Source organism: Bradyrhizobium sp. HKCCYLRH2047, assembly GCF_051168175.1.
Taxonomy (GTDB): domain Bacteria; phylum Pseudomonadota; class Alphaproteobacteria; order Rhizobiales; family Xanthobacteraceae; genus Bradyrhizobium.
In genome coordinates this window covers 536,785-554,222 of sequence record NZ_JBNPUM010000004.1, presented here as the reverse complement: position 1 = coordinate 554,222, position 17,438 = coordinate 536,785, and the positions used below count along the sequence as shown (strand labels likewise).

Here is a 17,438-nt window from a genome sequence, read left to right as displayed (position 1 = left end):
AACCACCCTTCTCGGAACCCCCGCGCGGCCGCACGCCGCCCTTCGGTCGTGATTTCGCCGCGGTGTTGGCGCAGGTTGCAATCCTTCCCTGTATATTTAGGATTTGTTCACCTTTTCGATAGACCCATGTTGGTCAGGGGATCGAAGTCATCCGCCGCAAAAGGAACGCCGTGCCCTTTTCTGCCCGCGCCACTGCATTGCGATCGACCGCCCTGTCGGTGTCACTCTCGGTGTCCTTGGCCGCCGGCCTGACACTGGGATGGGCTCTCGCCGGACATACCGCGCTCGCCAAGGACCAGAGTGCTGCGTCCAAGGCTTCGGGATCCAAGGTTCCAGGATCCAAGGCTCCCGCGGCCAAGGTTCCCGTGCCGAAGGTGCGTCCAATCGCGCGCAGCGTGGCCCCGAAGACGAACACCCACGAGGCCGCCGGGGCCAAGAGCAAGGTCGACGCGCGCGCCGAAGCGAAGGCCGAGGTCAAGAACAGCCCCAAGGGCGCCGGCGAGTCGCCGCGCTCGGCCCCGAGGGACATCACGCCCGGCGCGGCGGCTGCCAGCCTGCCGGCCCGCCAGCATGCCGCCCTGCCCGCCTCCCGCAAGCCCCTGGTGCCGGCTGCGATCGCCGCGACGTCCTCGACCTCGCAGTCCGACAAGGAGGCGCTCGAAAACGTGATCGAGCTCGTCCGCAAGCGCAAGCCCGGCGATGCCACCGAGGTCGTGCAGGCGATCTCGGATCCGGTGGCGCGCAAGCTCGCGGAGTGGGTGATCCTGCGCAGCGACAACAACAATGCCAGCGTCGAGCGCTACCGCGCGTTCATCACCGCCAATCCGTCCTGGCCGTCGCAGAGTTTCCTGCGGCGCCGGCTCGAGGCCGCGTTGTGGGACGACAAGCGCGACGATTCCGTCGTCTGGTCCTGGTTCGAGAACGAATCGCCGCTGTCGGCCAAGGGCAAGTTCGCGCTGGCCCGGGTGATGCTCAATCGCGGCGACCGCGCCAACGCCGAGCGGCTGGTGCGCGATGCCTGGCGCAACGACGCGATGTCCGAGGAGACCGAGAACAACGTCCTGGACCAGTACGGCGCCCTGCTATCCGGCGGCGATCACAAGGCGCGGATGGACACGCTGCTGTATGGCAGCGAGCATGAGGCGGCGATGCGCGCTGCCCGCCGGCTTGGCTCGGGCCACGTGGCGCTCGCAAAGGCAAGAATTGCGACCTACCGCAAAGCCTCCAACAGCCAGAGCCTGCTCGATGCCGTGCCGCGCGAGCTGCACGGCGATGCCGGCTACATCTTCAGCCGCATCCAAGTGCTGCGGCGCGACGAGAAGTTCGCCGAGGCGGCGCAGTTGATGCTCAGCGCGCCCAGGGATCCCGGCCGCCTGCACAATCTGGACGAATGGTGGATCGAGCGCCGCCTGCTGGCGCGCAAGATGATCGATACCGGCGATTATCGCAGCGCCTACCTGATCGCGCGGGACGCGGCGCTGCCGAACCGCGACATCTACAAGACCGAGCAGGAATTCACCGCCGGCTGGATCGCGTTGCGCTTCCTCAACGATCCCGCCACGGCGGCCCAGCACTTTGCGCGCATCGGCATCGGCAGCGTCAATCCGACCACCCTGGCCCGGGCCGGCTATTGGCAGGGCCGCGCGGCAGAAGCGATGGGGCGCATGCAGGAGGCGCGCGCGGCCTATATGTCGGCGGCCGAGCAGTCCACGAGCTATTACGGCCAGTTGGCGCGGGCGAAGCTCGGCCTGCCGCAGCTCGGCCTCAATGCCGCGCCGAGCGGCCGCGGGCGCGGCGTCGAGCGGCTCGAGGTGGTGCGCGCGGTGCAACTGCTGTACGAGCTCGACGAGGGCGAGGTCGCGATCCCGATCTTCGCCGACATGGGCGACAACGGCGACCCCGACGTCCTGGTCGGAATCGCGGAAGCCGCCGCGCGAAACAGCGATGCGCGGGCGATGCTGCTGGTCGGCAAGGCCGCGCTCAATCGCGGGCTGCCGTTCGACCACTACGCCTATCCGGTCACCGGCATTCCTGCGTTCCGCTCGCTCGGACCGGAGGTCGAGCCGAGCGTGGTCTTCTCGATCGCGCGTCAGGAGAGTGCCTTCAACCAGGCGGTGGTCTCGCCGGCCCAGGCCTATGGGCTGATGCAGGTCACGCCGGATGCCGGCCGCTACGTCTGCAAGCGCGCGGGCGTCAGCTTCGATCTGAACCGGATGAAGACCGACCCGGTCTACAACGCGCAGCTCGGCGCGGCCGAGCTCGGCGGCCTGCTCGAGGACTATCGCGGCTCGTACATCATGACGTTCGCGGCCTACAATGCCGGCCGCGGCAGCGTGAGGAAGTGGGTCGAACGCTATGGCGACCCGCGCGATCCGAAGGTGGACGCGGTGGATTGGGTCGAGCTGATCCCCTTCGCGGAGACCCGCAACTACGTGCAGCGGGTGATGGAGAACCTGCAGGTCTATCGCGCCCGCTTCGGCGGCGGCTCGCGGCTACAGATCGAGGCCGATCTGCGCCGCGGCGCTGTGGTGGAGTAGCGAAACCGACATCGGATCGTCGTCAATCGCTATTCGCTACTCCCTGCTCCCTATTCGCCTCCCATCACCAGTTGCGCTGAGCGCGCAGCAGCAGCGAGACCGAATCCTGGTCCTTCAGCTGATAGGTCGTGGCCGGTTTGGCAACCGCCGCAACCGCCGGCGCATTGGCGACGCCCGCGAACTTCTGATCCAGCCGGGTCCAGGCGACGTCAGCCGAGAAGGTCAGATTCTTGACCGGCGTCCAGCGCGTGATCACACCCAGAGTCGAGATGTTGAAGTCCGGGTTGCAGTTCGCACCGACGATGCCGAGAGCGACCATACCCGCACCGTTGCAGATCAGGCCCTTCGCTGTCGCATTATAGCGCACGGCGCTCCATGAGCCGTACACCGCGGTGTTCCAAGCCGGATCCCAGTTGTGGGTGAAGGCGCCGCGGACGCCGTAGGTCGTCGTCAGCTGCTGCTGGGTATTCGCCCCGAACACCGAATCCGACACGCCCGCGAAGCCCAGGCTCTGGAAAGCCCCCGCCATGTTGCTGCCGCCGTACATCGCGTAGTTGATCGGCGCGAGGCTCTGGAAGTTGTAGCGGCTGGCACCGTTGGTGTAGACGCCCTGCAGATTGATGGTGTCGCCGGCGCCGGTCGGGATATTCTTGATCGACAGGGCGAGCTGACCGGCGTAGCCCCATTTGTCGGCGGGATGCCCGGTCGTCTCGTTGGCACCGAAGAAGGCGGCGTGGTTGTCGTGCGCCGCGAAGGACGCCTGGAACAGGCCCCAGGCCTGATCGACGCGCACCATGCCGACGATGTCGGGCGCGACGTTGCCGCCGAAATTCGACGTACCATAGCTGCCGGTGAGCACGCCAGCGGCCGTCTGTCCCGCCGTATTCCAGATCTGCGACTGCGAATACTGCGTCGCATCCTGGGCCGAGATCGCGGCCGTGATGCCCGAGCCGAAGTCCGCGGTATAGGTGAACTGGTTGACGCCGGTGATGGTGCCGCCGCCGCCGGTCAGACCGTCGAAATTGTTGCCGGGGTAGTTGGCCCAAGGTGCGTCGAACTGCGACACGGCCTTACCCATGGTGAAGCCGGCGAACTGGATGAAGGCATAGAAGACGCCGATCCCGCCTTGCGCGATGTTGCCGTCAGCCTGCGCTCCAGGCGCGCCCGCCGTCGAATAGGCGGTTGCCCCCGTGGGGGAGCCGGTCCCGGCATAGCTGCCCCCGGTCCACTGGAAGACACCGTCGAAGAAGGTGCGCACGACGCCATATTCGGTCGCGGTGCGGGTGTCGATGTTGAGGTCGGCGCGCGAACGCGTCGTGTAGTAGTTGCTGAGACGATTTCGCCCGCCGGCGACGCCGTTCACGGCATTCTGGAAGATCGTATTCGTACCGAAGCCGGCCTCGGCACGCAGGTAGCCACCGAGCTTGATGCAGGTGTCGGTACCCGGAATGTAGAAAAATCCGGCGCCGTACATCGAGCAGACCCTGACATACTCGACCGCTTTGGCCTTGATCGGAAGGTCGGCGGCCTGAGCCCCACCCATGGCGAGCAACGCCGCCCCTGAGCCCAGAACAAGGCTCCTCACAGTCTTCATACTAACCTCCAAATTGCTCAGTTCAGACCGGCCCGGCTCGACATCGAACGACCGCCCCAACGGTCAGCCCGTCTCCAGCTGCACCACAGTGCTCGCGCATAGCGTTGCAGTGGGAACGATCGCGAGGCAGAGTTGGTGCTTTATCGGACCATTCTCGTGACCGGCCGGATCACGCATGTGGCGCGGCCGCGGCACGGCACACGGTCGCCAGATCCCCAAGAGTAATGTGTCAGGGAAGACTTTCGCCGCCGAATGCGTGTCGCGCTCGTGGCGGGAATGCAGCAGGACGCGCGTCGAGAAGCGCGGCGAGCGCGAGGCTCCAATTTTCTGGCTCTGTCATCCCGGCGATCGTGACACGGGCCCTCGCCTGCCCGGGATCACGCAGGCCAAGCTTGGCTCAAACGTGCGGTCGAACCGAGCGCCCGCCGACCGCCTCTCACGCATGTTTGAGCCGGATGGCCACGAGGCGGTCGCGAAATTCCATCCAGATCGCACTCCGTCGCGTGGCCGCGCGGTGTGGTTCTCGGGCGGGTCTGCAGCATGTTTGTCAGCGACAGAGCGGAGCGGCGAGGAATGCGGATCTCGGCGCCGGAGCACGCGCTGGCGAGGCAAAGAAAAACCCCCGGCAGTTGCCTGCCGGGGGTTCGTCAAACCGTCGTCAGACGATCTGGATCAGAAGTTGCGCTGAGCGCGGAGCAGCAGCACAGCCGACTGCTGATCCTTCAGCTCGTACACCGCGGCCGGCTTCGCGACAGCAGCAGCAGCCGGAGCGGTGACCGAACCGGAGTGCTTCTGGTCGAGCCAGGAGTAGGCGAAGTCAGCCGAGAAGGTCAGGTTCTTGACCGGGGTCCAGCGCGTGATCAAGCCGAGGGTGGCCAGATCGAAGTCCGGATTACAGGTCGAACCCGCGTTGAAGGCCGCGACAACGCCCGGGCTGGTGCAGATCAGGCCCTTGGCCGTGCCGTTGTAGCGGACGGCAGCCCACGACCCGTAGATCGCAGTGTTCCAGGCCGGATTCCAGTTGTGGGTGTACGCACCGCGCATACCGTAGGTCGTGGTCAGCTGCTGCTCACCACCGGTCGTGAAGACCGAGTCGCCCACACCGGCAAAGCCGATGCTCTGGTAGGCGCCAGCCAGACCCGTGCTGCCGTACATCGCGTAGTTGTTCGGCATCAGGCTCTGGATGTTGTAGCGGCTCGCACCGTTGGTGTAGACGCCCTGCACGTTGATCGTGTCGCCAGGTCCGGTCGGGATGTTCTTGATCGACAGGGCCAGCTGAGCCGCCCAGCCCCACTTGTCGGCCGGGTGGCCGGAGGTCTCGGACGCGCCGTAGTAAGCGACGTGGTTGTCATGCGCCGCGAACGACGCCTGGAACAGACCCCAGGCCTGGTCGACACGGACCATGCCGACGAAGTCCGGAGAGACGTTGCCACCGTAGTTGCTGGTGCCGTAAGCACCACCGATCACGCCAGCCGCCGTCGAACCCGCCACGTTCCAGAGGTTGTTCTGGTAGTAGGCGCTCGCATCCTGAGCCGAGACCGAGGCCGTGATGCCGGAGCCGAAGTCAGCAGTGTAGCTGAACTGATTGACGCCGGTGACCGTGCCGCCGCCGCCGGCGAGACCGTCGAAGTTGTTGCCCGGATAGTTGACCCAGGGCGTGTCGAACTGCGACACGGCCTTACCCATGGTGAAGCCGGCGAACTGGATGAAGGCATAGTACACGCCGACCGAGCCCTGCGCGATATTGCCGTCGGCCTGTGCGCCCGGCGCACCAGCGGTCGAGTAAGCGGTCGCACCGGTGGCCGAACCCGTGCCGGCATAGCCGCCGGAGGTCCAGCTGAAGGTCAGGTCAGCGAAGGTACGGACCACGCCGTACTCGGTCGCCGTGCGCGTGTCGATGTTGATGTCCTGACGAGCGCGGGCCGTGTAGTAGTTGCTCAGGCGGTTATGCGCACCACCCTGGCCGCTGTACGTGCCGTTGAAGTCGCTGTTCGTGCCGATCGCCGTTTCAGCACGGAGATAGCCACCGAGCTTGATGCAGGTGTCGGTGCCGGGGATGTAGTAGAAGCCCGCACCATACAGGGAGCAAACCTTCACATACTCGACCGCTTTGGCCTTGATCGGAAGGTCGGCCGCCTGAGCCGCGGACATGGCGAGCAGAACTGCCGCCGAGCCGAGGACAAGGCTCTTAACCGTCTTCATTTAAACCTCCAAGTTGCTCTTTTGAGAAAGAACCGGACCAAGATCCCCCAGGACGATCCGCTTCCTCTGCTCCCGAAAAACCGCTTCAGCCGCTTCGCGCCATCGGACACACCCGCATCACGCGAGGGACTTAAGCGAACCACCTGTCACGGGACGATCGAGTAACCCCCCACCGTCGCCAGGAACTATGCCTTCGCTCATTCGGTAAGCAAAATAGTTTATGCAGTCAGGTAATTGAATGAAGCCGAAATGTGTCTTGAGGGCAACACAATGGCAGCTTGTTGTGCAGCGCACGGGGGACGGCGCATGTCCTCCTAGATAAGTGATTTTGTTGCGGATTTTTTTTCTTTAGGGTCGAGCTTCGTACTGGAACTCCTGAGCAATGGCGCCCTTGAAGAACATGTCTGCCGCACCTGTGGAAGCGGACGCGCAACCGCAGACTGCCGAACATCTGCCGAAGAATCGCGACGCCATTCTTCGCTTCGCCAGGGAGATCTCCACGATCAACGTCCATCTGGAGGAGCTGAGGTACTTCTGGGCCAAGCGAATCGGCATCAGTGGCCCGCAATGGATGATCCTGATGGCGATCTCCGAGCTGGATCAAGGCGAGGGAGTCGCCGTGAATGCGGCGGCCAAGCGGCTGCACGTCGACCCTTCGTTCGTCACGACGCAGTCGAAGCTGCTGGAGAAGAAGGGCTTCATGGAACGCAAGCCCGCCCCCAACGATGCGCGCGTGGTCCGGATGTCGCTCACCACCAAGACATCGGAGCAGTTCGCCGAGCTGGAAGCCCAGCAGGCGCAGATCTTCAGCTTCATCTTCGAGGAATTCGACGCTCGCGAGCTGGCGACCTTCACGGACAAGCTGGCTGGCCTCAAGGACCGTTTCGAGAAGGCCAGCGCGCGACTCACGATGGGGCTCTGAGGCCCAAGAGGCGGTCACGGCCCGACCGCCTCTTGCAGGCAGCGGGCCCAGACATGCGGTCGCGTCAGCCTGGAGGCCGCTGAGACCCCGCCAGACGCCTGCCGATCCAGTCAAAGACGAAGGCATCGGCTTCGAGCCAATCGGCGCCCGCGCTGGAGACGATCTTCAGAGTGATGTCCGGGTGCTCGCGCTTGATCTGCGCGATCAGCCGGGTTGCGATGTCGGCTCGAAGCCAGCCACGCTCCGGCACCGTCACCAGCAGCGGACACATGATCTGCCGCGCCGCCAGCCCTTCGGTCGCGATCGGCGGCCTGCCCCGCTCACACGCACCGGGTCGGCGCGACAGGAAGACACGCTCGTGAATATCCCACAAGCCGGCGTCGCAGACCGCCGCAGCATAACGCGGATCGAGTGCGATGCCGCGCGCGACAAAGGACGAACTCCAGTCGTCGGCCAGAATCGCGATCCGGCCTTCGTCCACGTCATCGCGGGACGTCACGTAGTCCGTCACGCTCGCGATGGCCGATTCGAGATCGCGACGGCCGACGATCTCCTCGAAGCGGCAGTCCGGTCCGCTGCCCAGCAGATCGACCACCAGCAGCGCCAAGCCGCGCTGCTCCGCATGGGCTGCAAGCTTGAACAGCGACGTTTCCTTGCGACGGCCGGGCTCACCGATGCAGATGACGGTGGGCGCCCTGCCCGCCTCGCCACGCGCCGGCAGGAAATAGGCTTCGAGCGGATAGTCGGCGCGCCAGTGGATTGTGACGACCTCTCCCTGCGGATCGGCACAGCGCAGGAATTCGCGCGCACATTCGCGCATGCGGGACAGCACGACGTCCTGGCGGGAACGCGAGCTGCTGAACGGACAGGCCGCAGCCTCATAACAATCCACCGCGCGCGACCATTTGCGAAACGCCAGCTCGGGACGGCCGCTGCTCATGGCGTCGGCGGCGGCAGCCTTCATGGCGTCCGCGCATTGCATCCACTCGCGATACCAGGACTCGTCGTCGCTGGCGTCGATCCGCTGCGCAACCGCCAGACATTCCGCAAGATCCGCGCAGCCTTCCGGCCGCGCCTCCAGCAGCCGCGTGATGGCGCCCGCCAGATCGTCTTGCTCGGACCACGGACGCAGCACTCCCACAGAGCCTTCCGAACTCATCTTTGGACTCATTCCTCACTGGCGTGACGGTGTGGCCCCGTCATCTGACGGTCATGGTGACCATCCGGCATTTCCCGGTCAAGCCGATGCACAACGATTTTTGGTGAGACGATGGATGTATGCGCTGATGGCACGCGCCTGCGGAGATCACGCTGAGGCTCTGCAATCGAGAGGCAACGTCAGATCTAGGGTGCCGAGGAGATCCCGATGTGAAAAAGCCTCCGGCGGGGCATCGCCGGAGGCTTCCTGGAGTCTAACATCGTATGATCGTCGTCTTGCGTCTGCGGTGTCGTCCTCACGAGGACGAATGATTACTCAGGCATGAGAAAATTAGCTTATCAACTCATCTGTTTTCAACACCATTTTTAAAAAAATACCAGCGTGCAGCCAACCTACTGAAACGAATGCGACTTTCGAGCTACAGGCAATCGAAGCTCTGCTCAATTGGCTCGATCCATCGATCTGGCATCGATCGCTTCTCGAGCGCACCGGACCCGGAGTCACTCCGGAATGAGCGCCCGCACACAAGCAAAAACCCCCGGCAGTTTCCTGCCGGGGGCTCTTGAACCCGATCAGACGATCAGGATCAGAAGTTGCGCTGAGCGCGGAGCAGCAAGGACACCGAGTTCTGGTCCTTGAGCTGATAGACCGCAGCCGGCTTGGAAGTCGTGGTCGTAGCCGGGGAAACAATGTTGCCCGAGTACTTCTGGTCGAGGTTGGTCCAGGCCACGTCGGCCGAGAAGGTCAGGTTCTTGACCGGGGTCCAGCGGGTGATCAAGCCCAGCGAGGAGATGTTGAAGTCGGGGTTGCAGGTGAAGCCTGCGCCCGCGATCGCACCCATCGCCGCGCTGCCGCAGATCAGGCCCTTGGCAGTGCTGTTGTAGGACACGGCAGCCCACGAACCGTAGATCGCGGTGTTCCAGGCCGGGTTCCAGTTGTGGGTGTACGCACCGCGCATACCGTAGGTCGTGGTCAGCTGCTGCTCACCGCCGGTCACGAAGACCGAGTCGCTGACGCCAGCGAAGCCGAGCGTGCCGTAGACACCAGCCGTGCTGCTGCCGCCGTACATCGCGTAGGTGGTCGGCACCAGGCTCTGAGCGTTGTAGCGGCTCGCACCGTTGGTGTAGACGCCCTGGATGTTGATGGTGTCGCCGGGGCCGGTCGGGATGTTCTTGATCGACAGGGCCAGCTGAGCAGCCCAGCCCCACTTGTCAGCCGGGTGACCGGTGAGCTCGGTGGCGCCGTAGTAGCCGGTGTGGTTGTCATGCGCCGCGAACGACGCCTGGAACAGACCCCAAGCCTGGTCGACACGAACCATGCCGACGATGTCCGGGGACACGTTGCCACCGAAGGTGTTGGTGCCGTACGAACCGCCGATGATGCTGGCCGCGGTGATGCCCGACACGTTCCACATGTTGGTGGTGTAGTACTGGCTCGCGTCCTGCGCCGAGATCGCCGCAGTGATGCCCGAGCCGAAGTCGGCGGTGTAGGTGAACTGGTTGACACCGGTCACGGTGCCGCCGCCGCCCCACAGGCCGTCGAAGTTGTTGCCCGGGTAGTTGGTCCAGGGCGCGTCGAACTGCGACACGGCCTTACCCATCGTGAAGCCGGCGAACTGGATGAAGGCGTAGTACACGCCAATGCCGCCCTGAGCGATGTTGCCGTCGGCCTGAGCGCCAGGAGCGCCAGCCGTCGAGTAGGCAGTCGCGCCGGTCGCCGAGCCCGAGCCAGCGTAGGTGCCGCTGGTCCAGGTGAACGTCAGGTCAGCAAAGGTGCGGACCACGCCGTACTCGGTCGCGGTGCGCGTGTCGATGTTGAGGTCCTGACGAGCGCGGCTGTAGTAGTAGTTGCTCTGGCGGTTCATGCCGCCGGCAACGCCGTTGACCGCGTTGTTGTACTGGCCGTTGCTGGCGAACGACGTTTCAGCACGCAGGTAACCGCCCAGCTTGATGCAGGTGTCGGTGCCGGGGATGTAGTAGAAGCCAGCGCCGTAAAGCGAGCAGACCTTCACATATTCGACCGCCTTGGCCTTGATCGGAAGGTCAGCTGCCTGAGCCCCGGACATGGCGACGAGAGCGGCCGCCGAGCCCAGGACAAGGCTCTTGATCGTGTTCATAATGTTAAACCTCCAAGTTGCTCAGTCAGGGAAGGTTCCGCCTCCGCTGGGTGAGAGACACCCTTGGGGTTGGACCCGTTATCCCTCTTCGACCCGTCGCTCAGCCGCTTCGCGCTATCGGACACACCCGCATGAACGCGAGGGACTTGAGCGAACGACCTAAACGGGACGACGTCGGGATGCCCCCCTTCGTCGTGCGAGCAGAATTACCGAAGGCCTTTGCACACGCAACAAAGGAACCATCATTGCGGCGCCCAAGCGGCGCCTTTTCGGACCGGTGTTGCACAAAAGGCACGGAACCGTGGTTCTGCGGGAACACCTAAGTCGCTGTTTATGTTGTCGTTTTGTCACAACGCAATTTGAGGTGCTTAAGGCCGCGAGCACTCGCCCGCCCGGAACCCGCCCCAAGTCAGGCGCCGGGGCCGTGAATCCAGCCACGCGCTGAACGAGAATCGGGCCGGACGACAATGCCGTCTGCGCCCCTGCCACCGGCCGCCTTTGCCGACGACCCTCTATATTAGGGGTCCCCCGCGTCAGGGATCATCGAGGGGGCTCGCACCGCCCGTCGACTTCGACGCGTACCGCGGCCGATCAAACGGCAGGTCCAGCCCGGATCGATGGGCCGAAGGTGAAGACCACCGTCCGTACCGGTCCGGCGAAGCCGCGGCCCTGTGAGGATTTCGAAACCGCATGCAATCTGCCGCTTGCGGCTCAGCGCGGCGTCGGGCATACCGACCGTCGCCGGAGACGTGGCCGAGTGGCTGAAGGCGGCGGTTTGCTAAACCGTTATAGGGTTGTAAAGCCCTATCGAGGGTTCGAATCCCTCCGTCTCCGCCAGCCAATTTTTTCAATCACTTGGCATCGATCGAGCCGGCCGGAAGCGCTCCGCAGATGGCGCGGATCGGTGCGGTTTCCACCGACACAAAACCCGGCACAGTCTGTTTGCAGTCCGTTCACGGTACACCATGCGCACCCGGACCCTCGTCCGCCTGATCCGGGACGGCTCCTCCAGCTTCGAGGTCCGGACCTCGCTGGCCGGCGCGGTGCTCGACCAGCCGCGTCGAGAAGATTGCAAACAAGATCCTCGTCGCTGGCTGCCAGTGACCGGATGGTCTGCATAGGCAAATCTCGGCCGGCCGCCTTCGCAATCAACGCAAAAGCACGCTTCCGATCTCGTCAACGGGACCGCGTTCGCGGAACCAATCGTGTAGCAGGAGATTTGTGGCGCAGGAGATTCATCCATGCGTCTCGATATCGAGCCTCGGCGCTTTTCGGTGGTCGTGCGCCATTCTGAAACCAAAGCTGGATCTCTGGGACCCTTAGCGTTCCGTAGCGACGCCCATGGAAGTTTGCTCCTAGAATTCACCGCCGAAGTCGACGAGTCTGCCGCTATGCAGGCGTGGTCGCTCCTTTGCTCTAACTCCATTGAAGATTTCGACCACCGAATTCGGCAGTGCAGCAATTTTCCCTACGCTGATACAACGAAAATGCTCCTCCAAGTGCTGGCTGCCGAAAGAGAGGGCATGCCGTTCTTCGTAGGCGACGCTATCGAAGCACTGAACGCCGACACTTACACCACAGCACATAAGCGCCTGGAGCTGGCGATCCGAGAGGGTCTGGTCGAGAGAGGCCCAAAACTGGGGCGAAACGTACCGATTCTGCCGACCGAGAAGCTCAAGCAGATCCTTCAAGAACATGCTGAGGCTCGCCTCCGCAACACGCAAACCTTCTTCACGACGATTCAGTACCGTCCCTACGAGTTGTCTCGCGCCGAGTTTGACCAAGTTGCGAAGACCAGGGTGGAGTACGCCTGCGTCGTTATGGACGTGAACTTAAGAGCAAAGGGATCAATGAAGGGCGCTGAACTTGCCATCACCGTCACCATAGGTATCCGAGTTGGCTTTGTGACCTACAACTTTGGTTCCGAGTTTCCGACCAGGCCGACTGCCAAAAGCCGGCAACTATCTCATCGATGATCTATACAGTTTTTTCCAATGTCACGTCGTGATGCTGACTGTAGTCGAGAGGGCGGGCAATGTTGCCCATACTTGGAGCCCTCAAATGAGATACGCAACCTTGCTGCTGGCAGCCGCCTCCGCTGCAACTCTCGCGTTGAACATGATTGCCCCGGCGTCTGCCAATATGCCGAGCCCCAACTTTGCCAACTGGCCTGATCACACCAAGACAATCCGGCTCGGCTCAGATATCCCAAACACCAGCCAGCACTACGCCACGTTTACTGTGACGCCGAAGGGCAATGGCAAGTTCTCGATCGATCTGCGGGCCGAGAATGGTCAGCGGGGCAGCAAAACGGACGGCACGTTCATACTGACGTTTCTTGCCGGCGACCGCGAGATCAAGACGGTCAGCCAATATGTTCGGATCGACCGCCAAGAGCTTACGCTTCGACACCAGGTGACGGAGGTTCATCTGGACGACGTCGATCTCGGCTCGGACGAACCGTCGATCACGCGCATTAGAGTGGACGCAGTTGGGCGCTGGACCCCGCCAGAGCGCCGGCAACCGCCCCCTCCGGTCGTGATTTCGGTCACGGTGCCGGACGCGTTCGGCAAATAGAAGCTGGAAAAACATCAGAAACTAGATGCGTGCGCCCCCTCCAGGATAGCGCGCATCTAGCGAAGCTGGGTTAGGCGCTCCTCGACTCAGTGAAGGGCTTTCGCAATATGCCGCCCAGTCGGCCATCAGCCGTCGACGCTTCTCCCGCATGTCACCGCGGCGGTAGGCCGCCTCTACCTTATCCGAAACCGAGTGTGCCAGAGCCATTTCCGACATCTGATTTGGATAGCCGGTCTGCTCCCAGCACCAGTCTTTGAAGGTCGACCGGAAGCCGTGGACGGTCACGTCTTCGCCGAAGCCCATGCCCTGCAGCAGCTCGAGCATGGCCATGTTCGAAAGGGCGGCGCCCCCTCCGCCGTACATGCCGGGCTTCTTCGCCTTGGCGACCTTGAGCGCCGTCAACGTTCCGCCCGCCATGCGATCCGCTCCTACCCGCCCCTGTACCCAGACCAGAAATCCGGATCTGGGCAGACGACCACAGCCAATGAGGGACGATCAAATCAGAAAAACGTTCTACCCACAACGAGTTATCGGACACCCACGGACAGGGGCAAACATAGGGGAAACTCCTCCGTCTCCGCCAGCCACCCTTGGGTGCGGCCAACAGGCCCCTCCCCCCTGATCATCCGCATCAAAGCCGAGCCGTTCACGCACCTGCCGGATCGCAACGGACCCTGGCCGCCGTGATCACGGTTGCCGCTCAATCCGCGCGGCTCAATCGAACAAGCCACGGCTGATGTTGATCACGAAGGCGGCAGGCACCCCGATGATGGTGCCGACGAAGCCATAGCCGAGCGCAGCCCACCATGACGCTGCGCCTCCTGCTCCCATCGCGGCACCATAGATGGCGCCGAGACCGGCACAGAGGGCGGTCACCACGACGAGGCGGCGGTCATTATGGGCCTCGACCCGCAGACGCTTCAATTCGCGCCGGCTTTGCACCGCAGGCCCGGCCGGCTCGGTCGATCCACAATGCGGGCACGCCACTGCGCTGAAGGAGACGCCGCTGCCGCAGTCATGGCAGTCGATCAGCTCTTGCCGCCGCGCCTGTCGCCGTGCCTGGCCCATGCCGTCAATCCCGCTTGTCTGCGTCACACCGAACGACAGATAGGAGATTTATGGGCGCGCGACGAGGCCCGCTTCCGACGAGAATGAGCGATCGGGCGAGATCCGCCAAGCCGCGGCTTGGCTCGCTCAGTGCGCGGTCATCCAGGCGCGCGCCTCGCGCTGCGCGGTCGCGATCTCGGCGTCCGACATCTGCTCGGCGACCTCGCGGCGCATAGCCACGGCATCGACGCGGCCCCTGAGGGCGGCGAGATTGAACCATTTGTGCGCGGCGATCAGATCGACCGCACCGTCGCGACCGCTCGCATAGAGCATGCCGAGCTCAAACAGCACATCGCCGCTGGCGCCCTGCTCCGCGGTGGTCACGTCATCGAAATTGAGTTGTCCCTGAAACATCGTCGCTCTCCTTCGCTTCGAGGAGGCGGCCGGTCACCCGAGCACGCCCCCGTCCAACTGTTCAACGCCTGGTTATCCCCATGCCGTCTCGCGGCTTATGCGCGAAGGATGACCGATCAAGTTTGAAAGGCAGTTTAAACATCGTGCTGAACGAGCCCTGAACACGGAACCCCGCATTTTCCGGGGCCGGGTTCAATGCATTGATTCGAAATGGATTCTTCAACCCGGCAAAGAGCGGTTTACCGTTCTGTTTGGCAAACTCATAACCATCCGCGAAAGCGCCTCGCCGCGCTGGCGCGGAGCGCACCACGCCGCTGGTCAACAGCCGCACCGCGACTGGACACGTCCCGACAGCACGTGCGGGAGATTGCGCAGCGCGCGCACGCCTGCGCCGAGCTGCCGACGATGCTGTTCGTCTATGGGGAGGTTGGAGGCACACAGTCGCCAAGGGCGCGGTGCTCAGGGATCGAGGGCGTCGGCGAACACGTCAGGATCAGATCCCACTCTGGCTGATAGCCGCTCGTGAGATTGCAGACCGGAAACGCGATCCGCACCGAACGAAGAAATCCTGTTTCTTCTGCCGGACCGCACCGCGAGCGAAGCCGCTCTCAAGTTCGATCCGACCGTTGACCTGATGTCTCGCCGACACCCTCTATCGTCTGTTGGAGCTTCAGGAGATCCGCCCGGCTCTCGAGGAGCCATGCAGACCTAACGTTCCAACGACGTGCCGGCATCAGCTGCCGGACTCATCTCGCAGAGGACTGCGAGAGTTACTTCTTCTTGGCGACCTTCTTGGTCTTCTTGGCAGTCTTCTTCGCCGCGGTCTTCGCGACCTTCTTCACTGCCTTCTTCGCCTTCTTCGCTTTCTTGGCCATGTTGCCCTCCGATGTGAGATGGCTTAGTCGATGCGTGCACTCGGGAATCGAGCTGCACTCCTCATCGATACACCAACGAGTGAAAAAAAACAGCTTCCGGCTTAAGGAAGTGTTGACAGGCGCGCGCGCACGCGGCTGGCGCAACGCGCGAAGCAGCGCATCGATCGATCGCGAAAATCCAAACGTCGCTCTGCGCAAGGCCGCGATCGCTACTAATCGCGATTGCGCAAAAAGCCTGTGCTGCAAGTATTTTTCTGAACAGCTGTAGGACACGTCGCACGCGGCGATGCCGGCGTGCCGGCGTGCAGACTCGCATGGTGAGAGCAACGCGCGGACTCTGAGTCGTAAATTTTGGCAACGAAAAAATTTTCATTGCACACGTCCTCGTGTGCGTCCGAACGCTCGGCAACGGTGGCTTTTTTGCGAATCGCATGCGGCGATTCGCCGGACCGCGACGCCAAAACAAACGGCGCGCACCAGGTGCGCGCCGCTGGAACGAAGACGAGCGAGCGTCGTTCAGATGCCGAGCTTGCTCTTCAGGAGATCGTTCACCGCCTGCGGGTTGGCCTTGCCGCCCGACGACTTCATCACCTGACCGACGAACCAGCCGGCGAGCTGAGGCTTGGCCTTCGCCTGCGCGACCTTGTCCGGATTGGCGGCGATGATCTCGTCGACGACCTTCTCGATCGCGCCGAGATCGGTCACCTGCTTCATGCCGCGGCTCTCGACCAGCTCGCGCGGGTCGCCGCCTTCGCTCCAGACGATCTCGAACAGGTCCTTGGCGATCTTGCCGGAGATCGTGCCTTCGCCGATCAGCGCGACGATCGCCGCAAGCTGAGACGCCGAGACGGGCGACGACGCGATGTCGCGGCCTTCCTTGTTCAGCCGGCCGAACAGCTCGTTGATCACCCAGTTGGCGGCGAGCTTGCCGTCGCGCGCCCGGTCGGACAGCGCCTCCAGGACGGCCTCGTAGAACGCGGCGCTCTCGCGCTCGGCGACCAGCACGGAGGCGTCGTAGGGCGACAGGCCGAAATCCGCGATGAAGCGCGCCTTCTTCTGGTCCGGCAGCTCCGGCAGCGCCGCCTTCAGCTCGTCGACGAAGGACTGCGAGAACTCCAGCGGCAGCAGGTCCGGGTCGGGGAAGTAACGGTAATCATGCGCCTCCTCCTTGGAGCGCATCGAGCGCGTCTCGCCCTTGTCGGGATCGAACCGGCGGGTTTCCTGCTCGATCGTGCCGCCGTCCTCGATGATCTCGATCTGGCGCCGCGCCTCGGCCTCGACCGCCTGGCCGATGAAGCTGATCGAGTTGATGTTCTTGATCTCGCAGCGGGTGCCGAGCGGAGCCCCCGGCTTGCGCACGGAGACGTTGACGTCGGCGCGCAGGGAGCCCTTCTCCATGTCGCCGTCGCAGGTGCCGAGATAGCGCATGATCGAGCGCAGCTTGGTCACATAGGCCTTGGCCTGCTCGGCGTCGCGGATGTCAGGCTTGGAGACGATCTCCATCAGCGCCACGCCGCAGCGGTTGAAGTCGATATAGGACAGCGACGGCGACTGGTCGTGCAGCATCTTGCCCGGATCCTGCTCGATGTGCAGGCGCTCGATGCCAACAGTGGCGGTCCTGCCGCCGTCGAGCTCGACCGTGACCTCGCCCTCGCCGACGATCGGGTCCTTGTACTGGCTGATCTGGTAGCCCTGCGGCAGGTCGGGGTAGAAATAGTTCTTGCGGTCGAACACCGAGCGCAGGTTGATCTTGGCATTGAGCCCGAGCCCGGTGCGCACGGCCTGCCGCACGCACTCCTCGTTGATGACCGGCAGCATGCCCGGCATCGCCACGTCGACCAGCGAGACGTGGCTGTTGGGATCGCCGCCGAAGGCGGTGGAGGCGCCCGAGAACAGTTTCGACTTCGAGGTGACCTGGGCATGGATCTCCATGCCGATCACGACCTCCCAGTCGCCGGTGGCGCCCTTCATCAGCTTGCCGCTGGTTGCCGTCAT

The 17,438-nt window shown here is 63.6% G+C and carries 13 protein-coding genes and 1 tRNA gene; 5 read left to right on the top strand and 9 right to left on the bottom strand.

Annotated elements, in window-relative coordinates:
• Nucleotides 1-170: 170 nt before the first annotated feature.
• Nucleotides 171-2,537: a transglycosylase SLT domain-containing protein gene (locus ACQR1D_RS12870; protein WP_434838241.1), complete on the top strand. Its 2,367-nt coding sequence runs from the start codon at nt 171-173 to the stop codon at nt 2,535-2,537.
• A 64-nt stretch (nt 2,538-2,601) separates the two neighbouring features.
• Here the strand turns inward: ACQR1D_RS12870 and ACQR1D_RS12865 are convergent, their stop codons facing one another.
• Together ACQR1D_RS12865 and ACQR1D_RS12860 are read right to left on the bottom strand one after the other, a co-directional pair.
• Entirely contained in the window at nt 2,602-4,131 is a 1,530-nt protein-coding gene (locus tag ACQR1D_RS12865; RefSeq protein ID WP_316218310.1) for a porin, read from the bottom strand.
• A 672-nt stretch (nt 4,132-4,803) separates the two neighbouring features.
• Nucleotides 4,804-6,333, bottom strand: a complete 1,530-nt coding sequence (locus ACQR1D_RS12860; protein ID WP_315804010.1) for a porin — start codon at nt 6,331-6,333, stop codon at nt 4,804-4,806.
• 400 nt (nt 6,334-6,733) lie between these two features.
• Here ACQR1D_RS12860 and ACQR1D_RS12855 point away from each other — a divergent pair, with 400 nt between their 5' ends.
• Complete coding sequence (locus ACQR1D_RS12855; RefSeq protein ID WP_315804011.1) at nt 6,734-7,255, top strand: MarR family winged helix-turn-helix transcriptional regulator; 522 nt, start codon at nt 6,734-6,736, stop codon at nt 7,253-7,255.
• Between the two features lie 64 nt (nt 7,256-7,319).
• Here the strand turns inward: ACQR1D_RS12855 and ACQR1D_RS12850 are convergent, their stop codons facing one another.
• Complete coding sequence (locus ACQR1D_RS12850; RefSeq protein WP_434894134.1) at nt 7,320-8,414, bottom strand: alpha/beta hydrolase family protein; 1,095 nt, start codon at nt 8,412-8,414, stop codon at nt 7,320-7,322.
• Between the two features lie 586 nt (nt 8,415-9,000).
• On the bottom strand, nt 9,001-10,530 hold the full coding sequence (locus ACQR1D_RS12845) for a porin (protein WP_315804013.1): 1,530 nt from the start codon (nt 10,528-10,530) through the stop codon (nt 9,001-9,003).
• Nucleotides 10,531-11,273: 743 nt separating this feature from the next.
• Here ACQR1D_RS12845 and ACQR1D_RS12840 point away from each other — a divergent pair.
• From ACQR1D_RS12840 to ACQR1D_RS12830, 3 genes are all read left to right on the top strand, one after another.
• A tRNA-Ser gene (locus tag ACQR1D_RS12840) sits at nt 11,274-11,367 on the top strand.
• Between the two features lie 404 nt (nt 11,368-11,771).
• Nucleotides 11,772-12,506, top strand: a complete 735-nt coding sequence (locus ACQR1D_RS12835; protein ID WP_316218307.1) for a hypothetical protein — start codon at nt 11,772-11,774, stop codon at nt 12,504-12,506.
• An 85-nt stretch (nt 12,507-12,591) separates the two neighbouring features.
• Entirely contained in the window at nt 12,592-13,107 is a 516-nt protein-coding gene (locus ACQR1D_RS12830; RefSeq protein ID WP_316218306.1) for a hypothetical protein, read from the top strand.
• A gap of 21 nt (nt 13,108-13,128) precedes the next feature.
• On the opposite strand, the gene ACQR1D_RS12825 is transcribed toward ACQR1D_RS12830, so the two are convergent.
• The 5 genes from ACQR1D_RS12825 to gatB all read right to left on the bottom strand — a co-directional run bounded on the left by ACQR1D_RS12825 (nt 13,129) and on the right by gatB (nt 17,438).
• Nucleotides 13,129-13,524 carry a tyrosine-type recombinase/integrase gene (locus ACQR1D_RS12825; protein ID WP_410051457.1) on the bottom strand — a complete coding sequence of 132 codons (396 nt, stop codon included), beginning with the start codon at nt 13,522-13,524 and terminating at the stop codon, nt 13,129-13,131.
• Between the two features lie 297 nt (nt 13,525-13,821).
• On the bottom strand, nt 13,822-14,175 hold the full coding sequence (locus ACQR1D_RS12820; RefSeq protein WP_315804076.1) for a hypothetical protein: 354 nt from the start codon (nt 14,173-14,175) through the stop codon (nt 13,822-13,824).
• 126 nt (nt 14,176-14,301) lie between these two features.
• A complete protein-coding gene (locus ACQR1D_RS12815; RefSeq protein WP_315740271.1) occupies nt 14,302-14,568 on the bottom strand; it encodes a hypothetical protein in 267 nt (88 codons plus the stop codon).
• 61 nt (nt 14,569-14,629) lie between these two features.
• Entirely contained in the window at nt 14,630-14,890 is a 261-nt protein-coding gene (locus ACQR1D_RS12810; protein ID WP_434838243.1) for a hypothetical protein, read from the bottom strand.
• A gap of 1,069 nt (nt 14,891-15,959) precedes the next feature.
• Nucleotides 15,960-17,438, bottom strand: a complete 1,479-nt coding sequence (gatB, locus tag ACQR1D_RS12805; RefSeq protein WP_434838245.1) for an Asp-tRNA(Asn)/Glu-tRNA(Gln) amidotransferase subunit GatB — start codon at nt 17,436-17,438, stop codon at nt 15,960-15,962.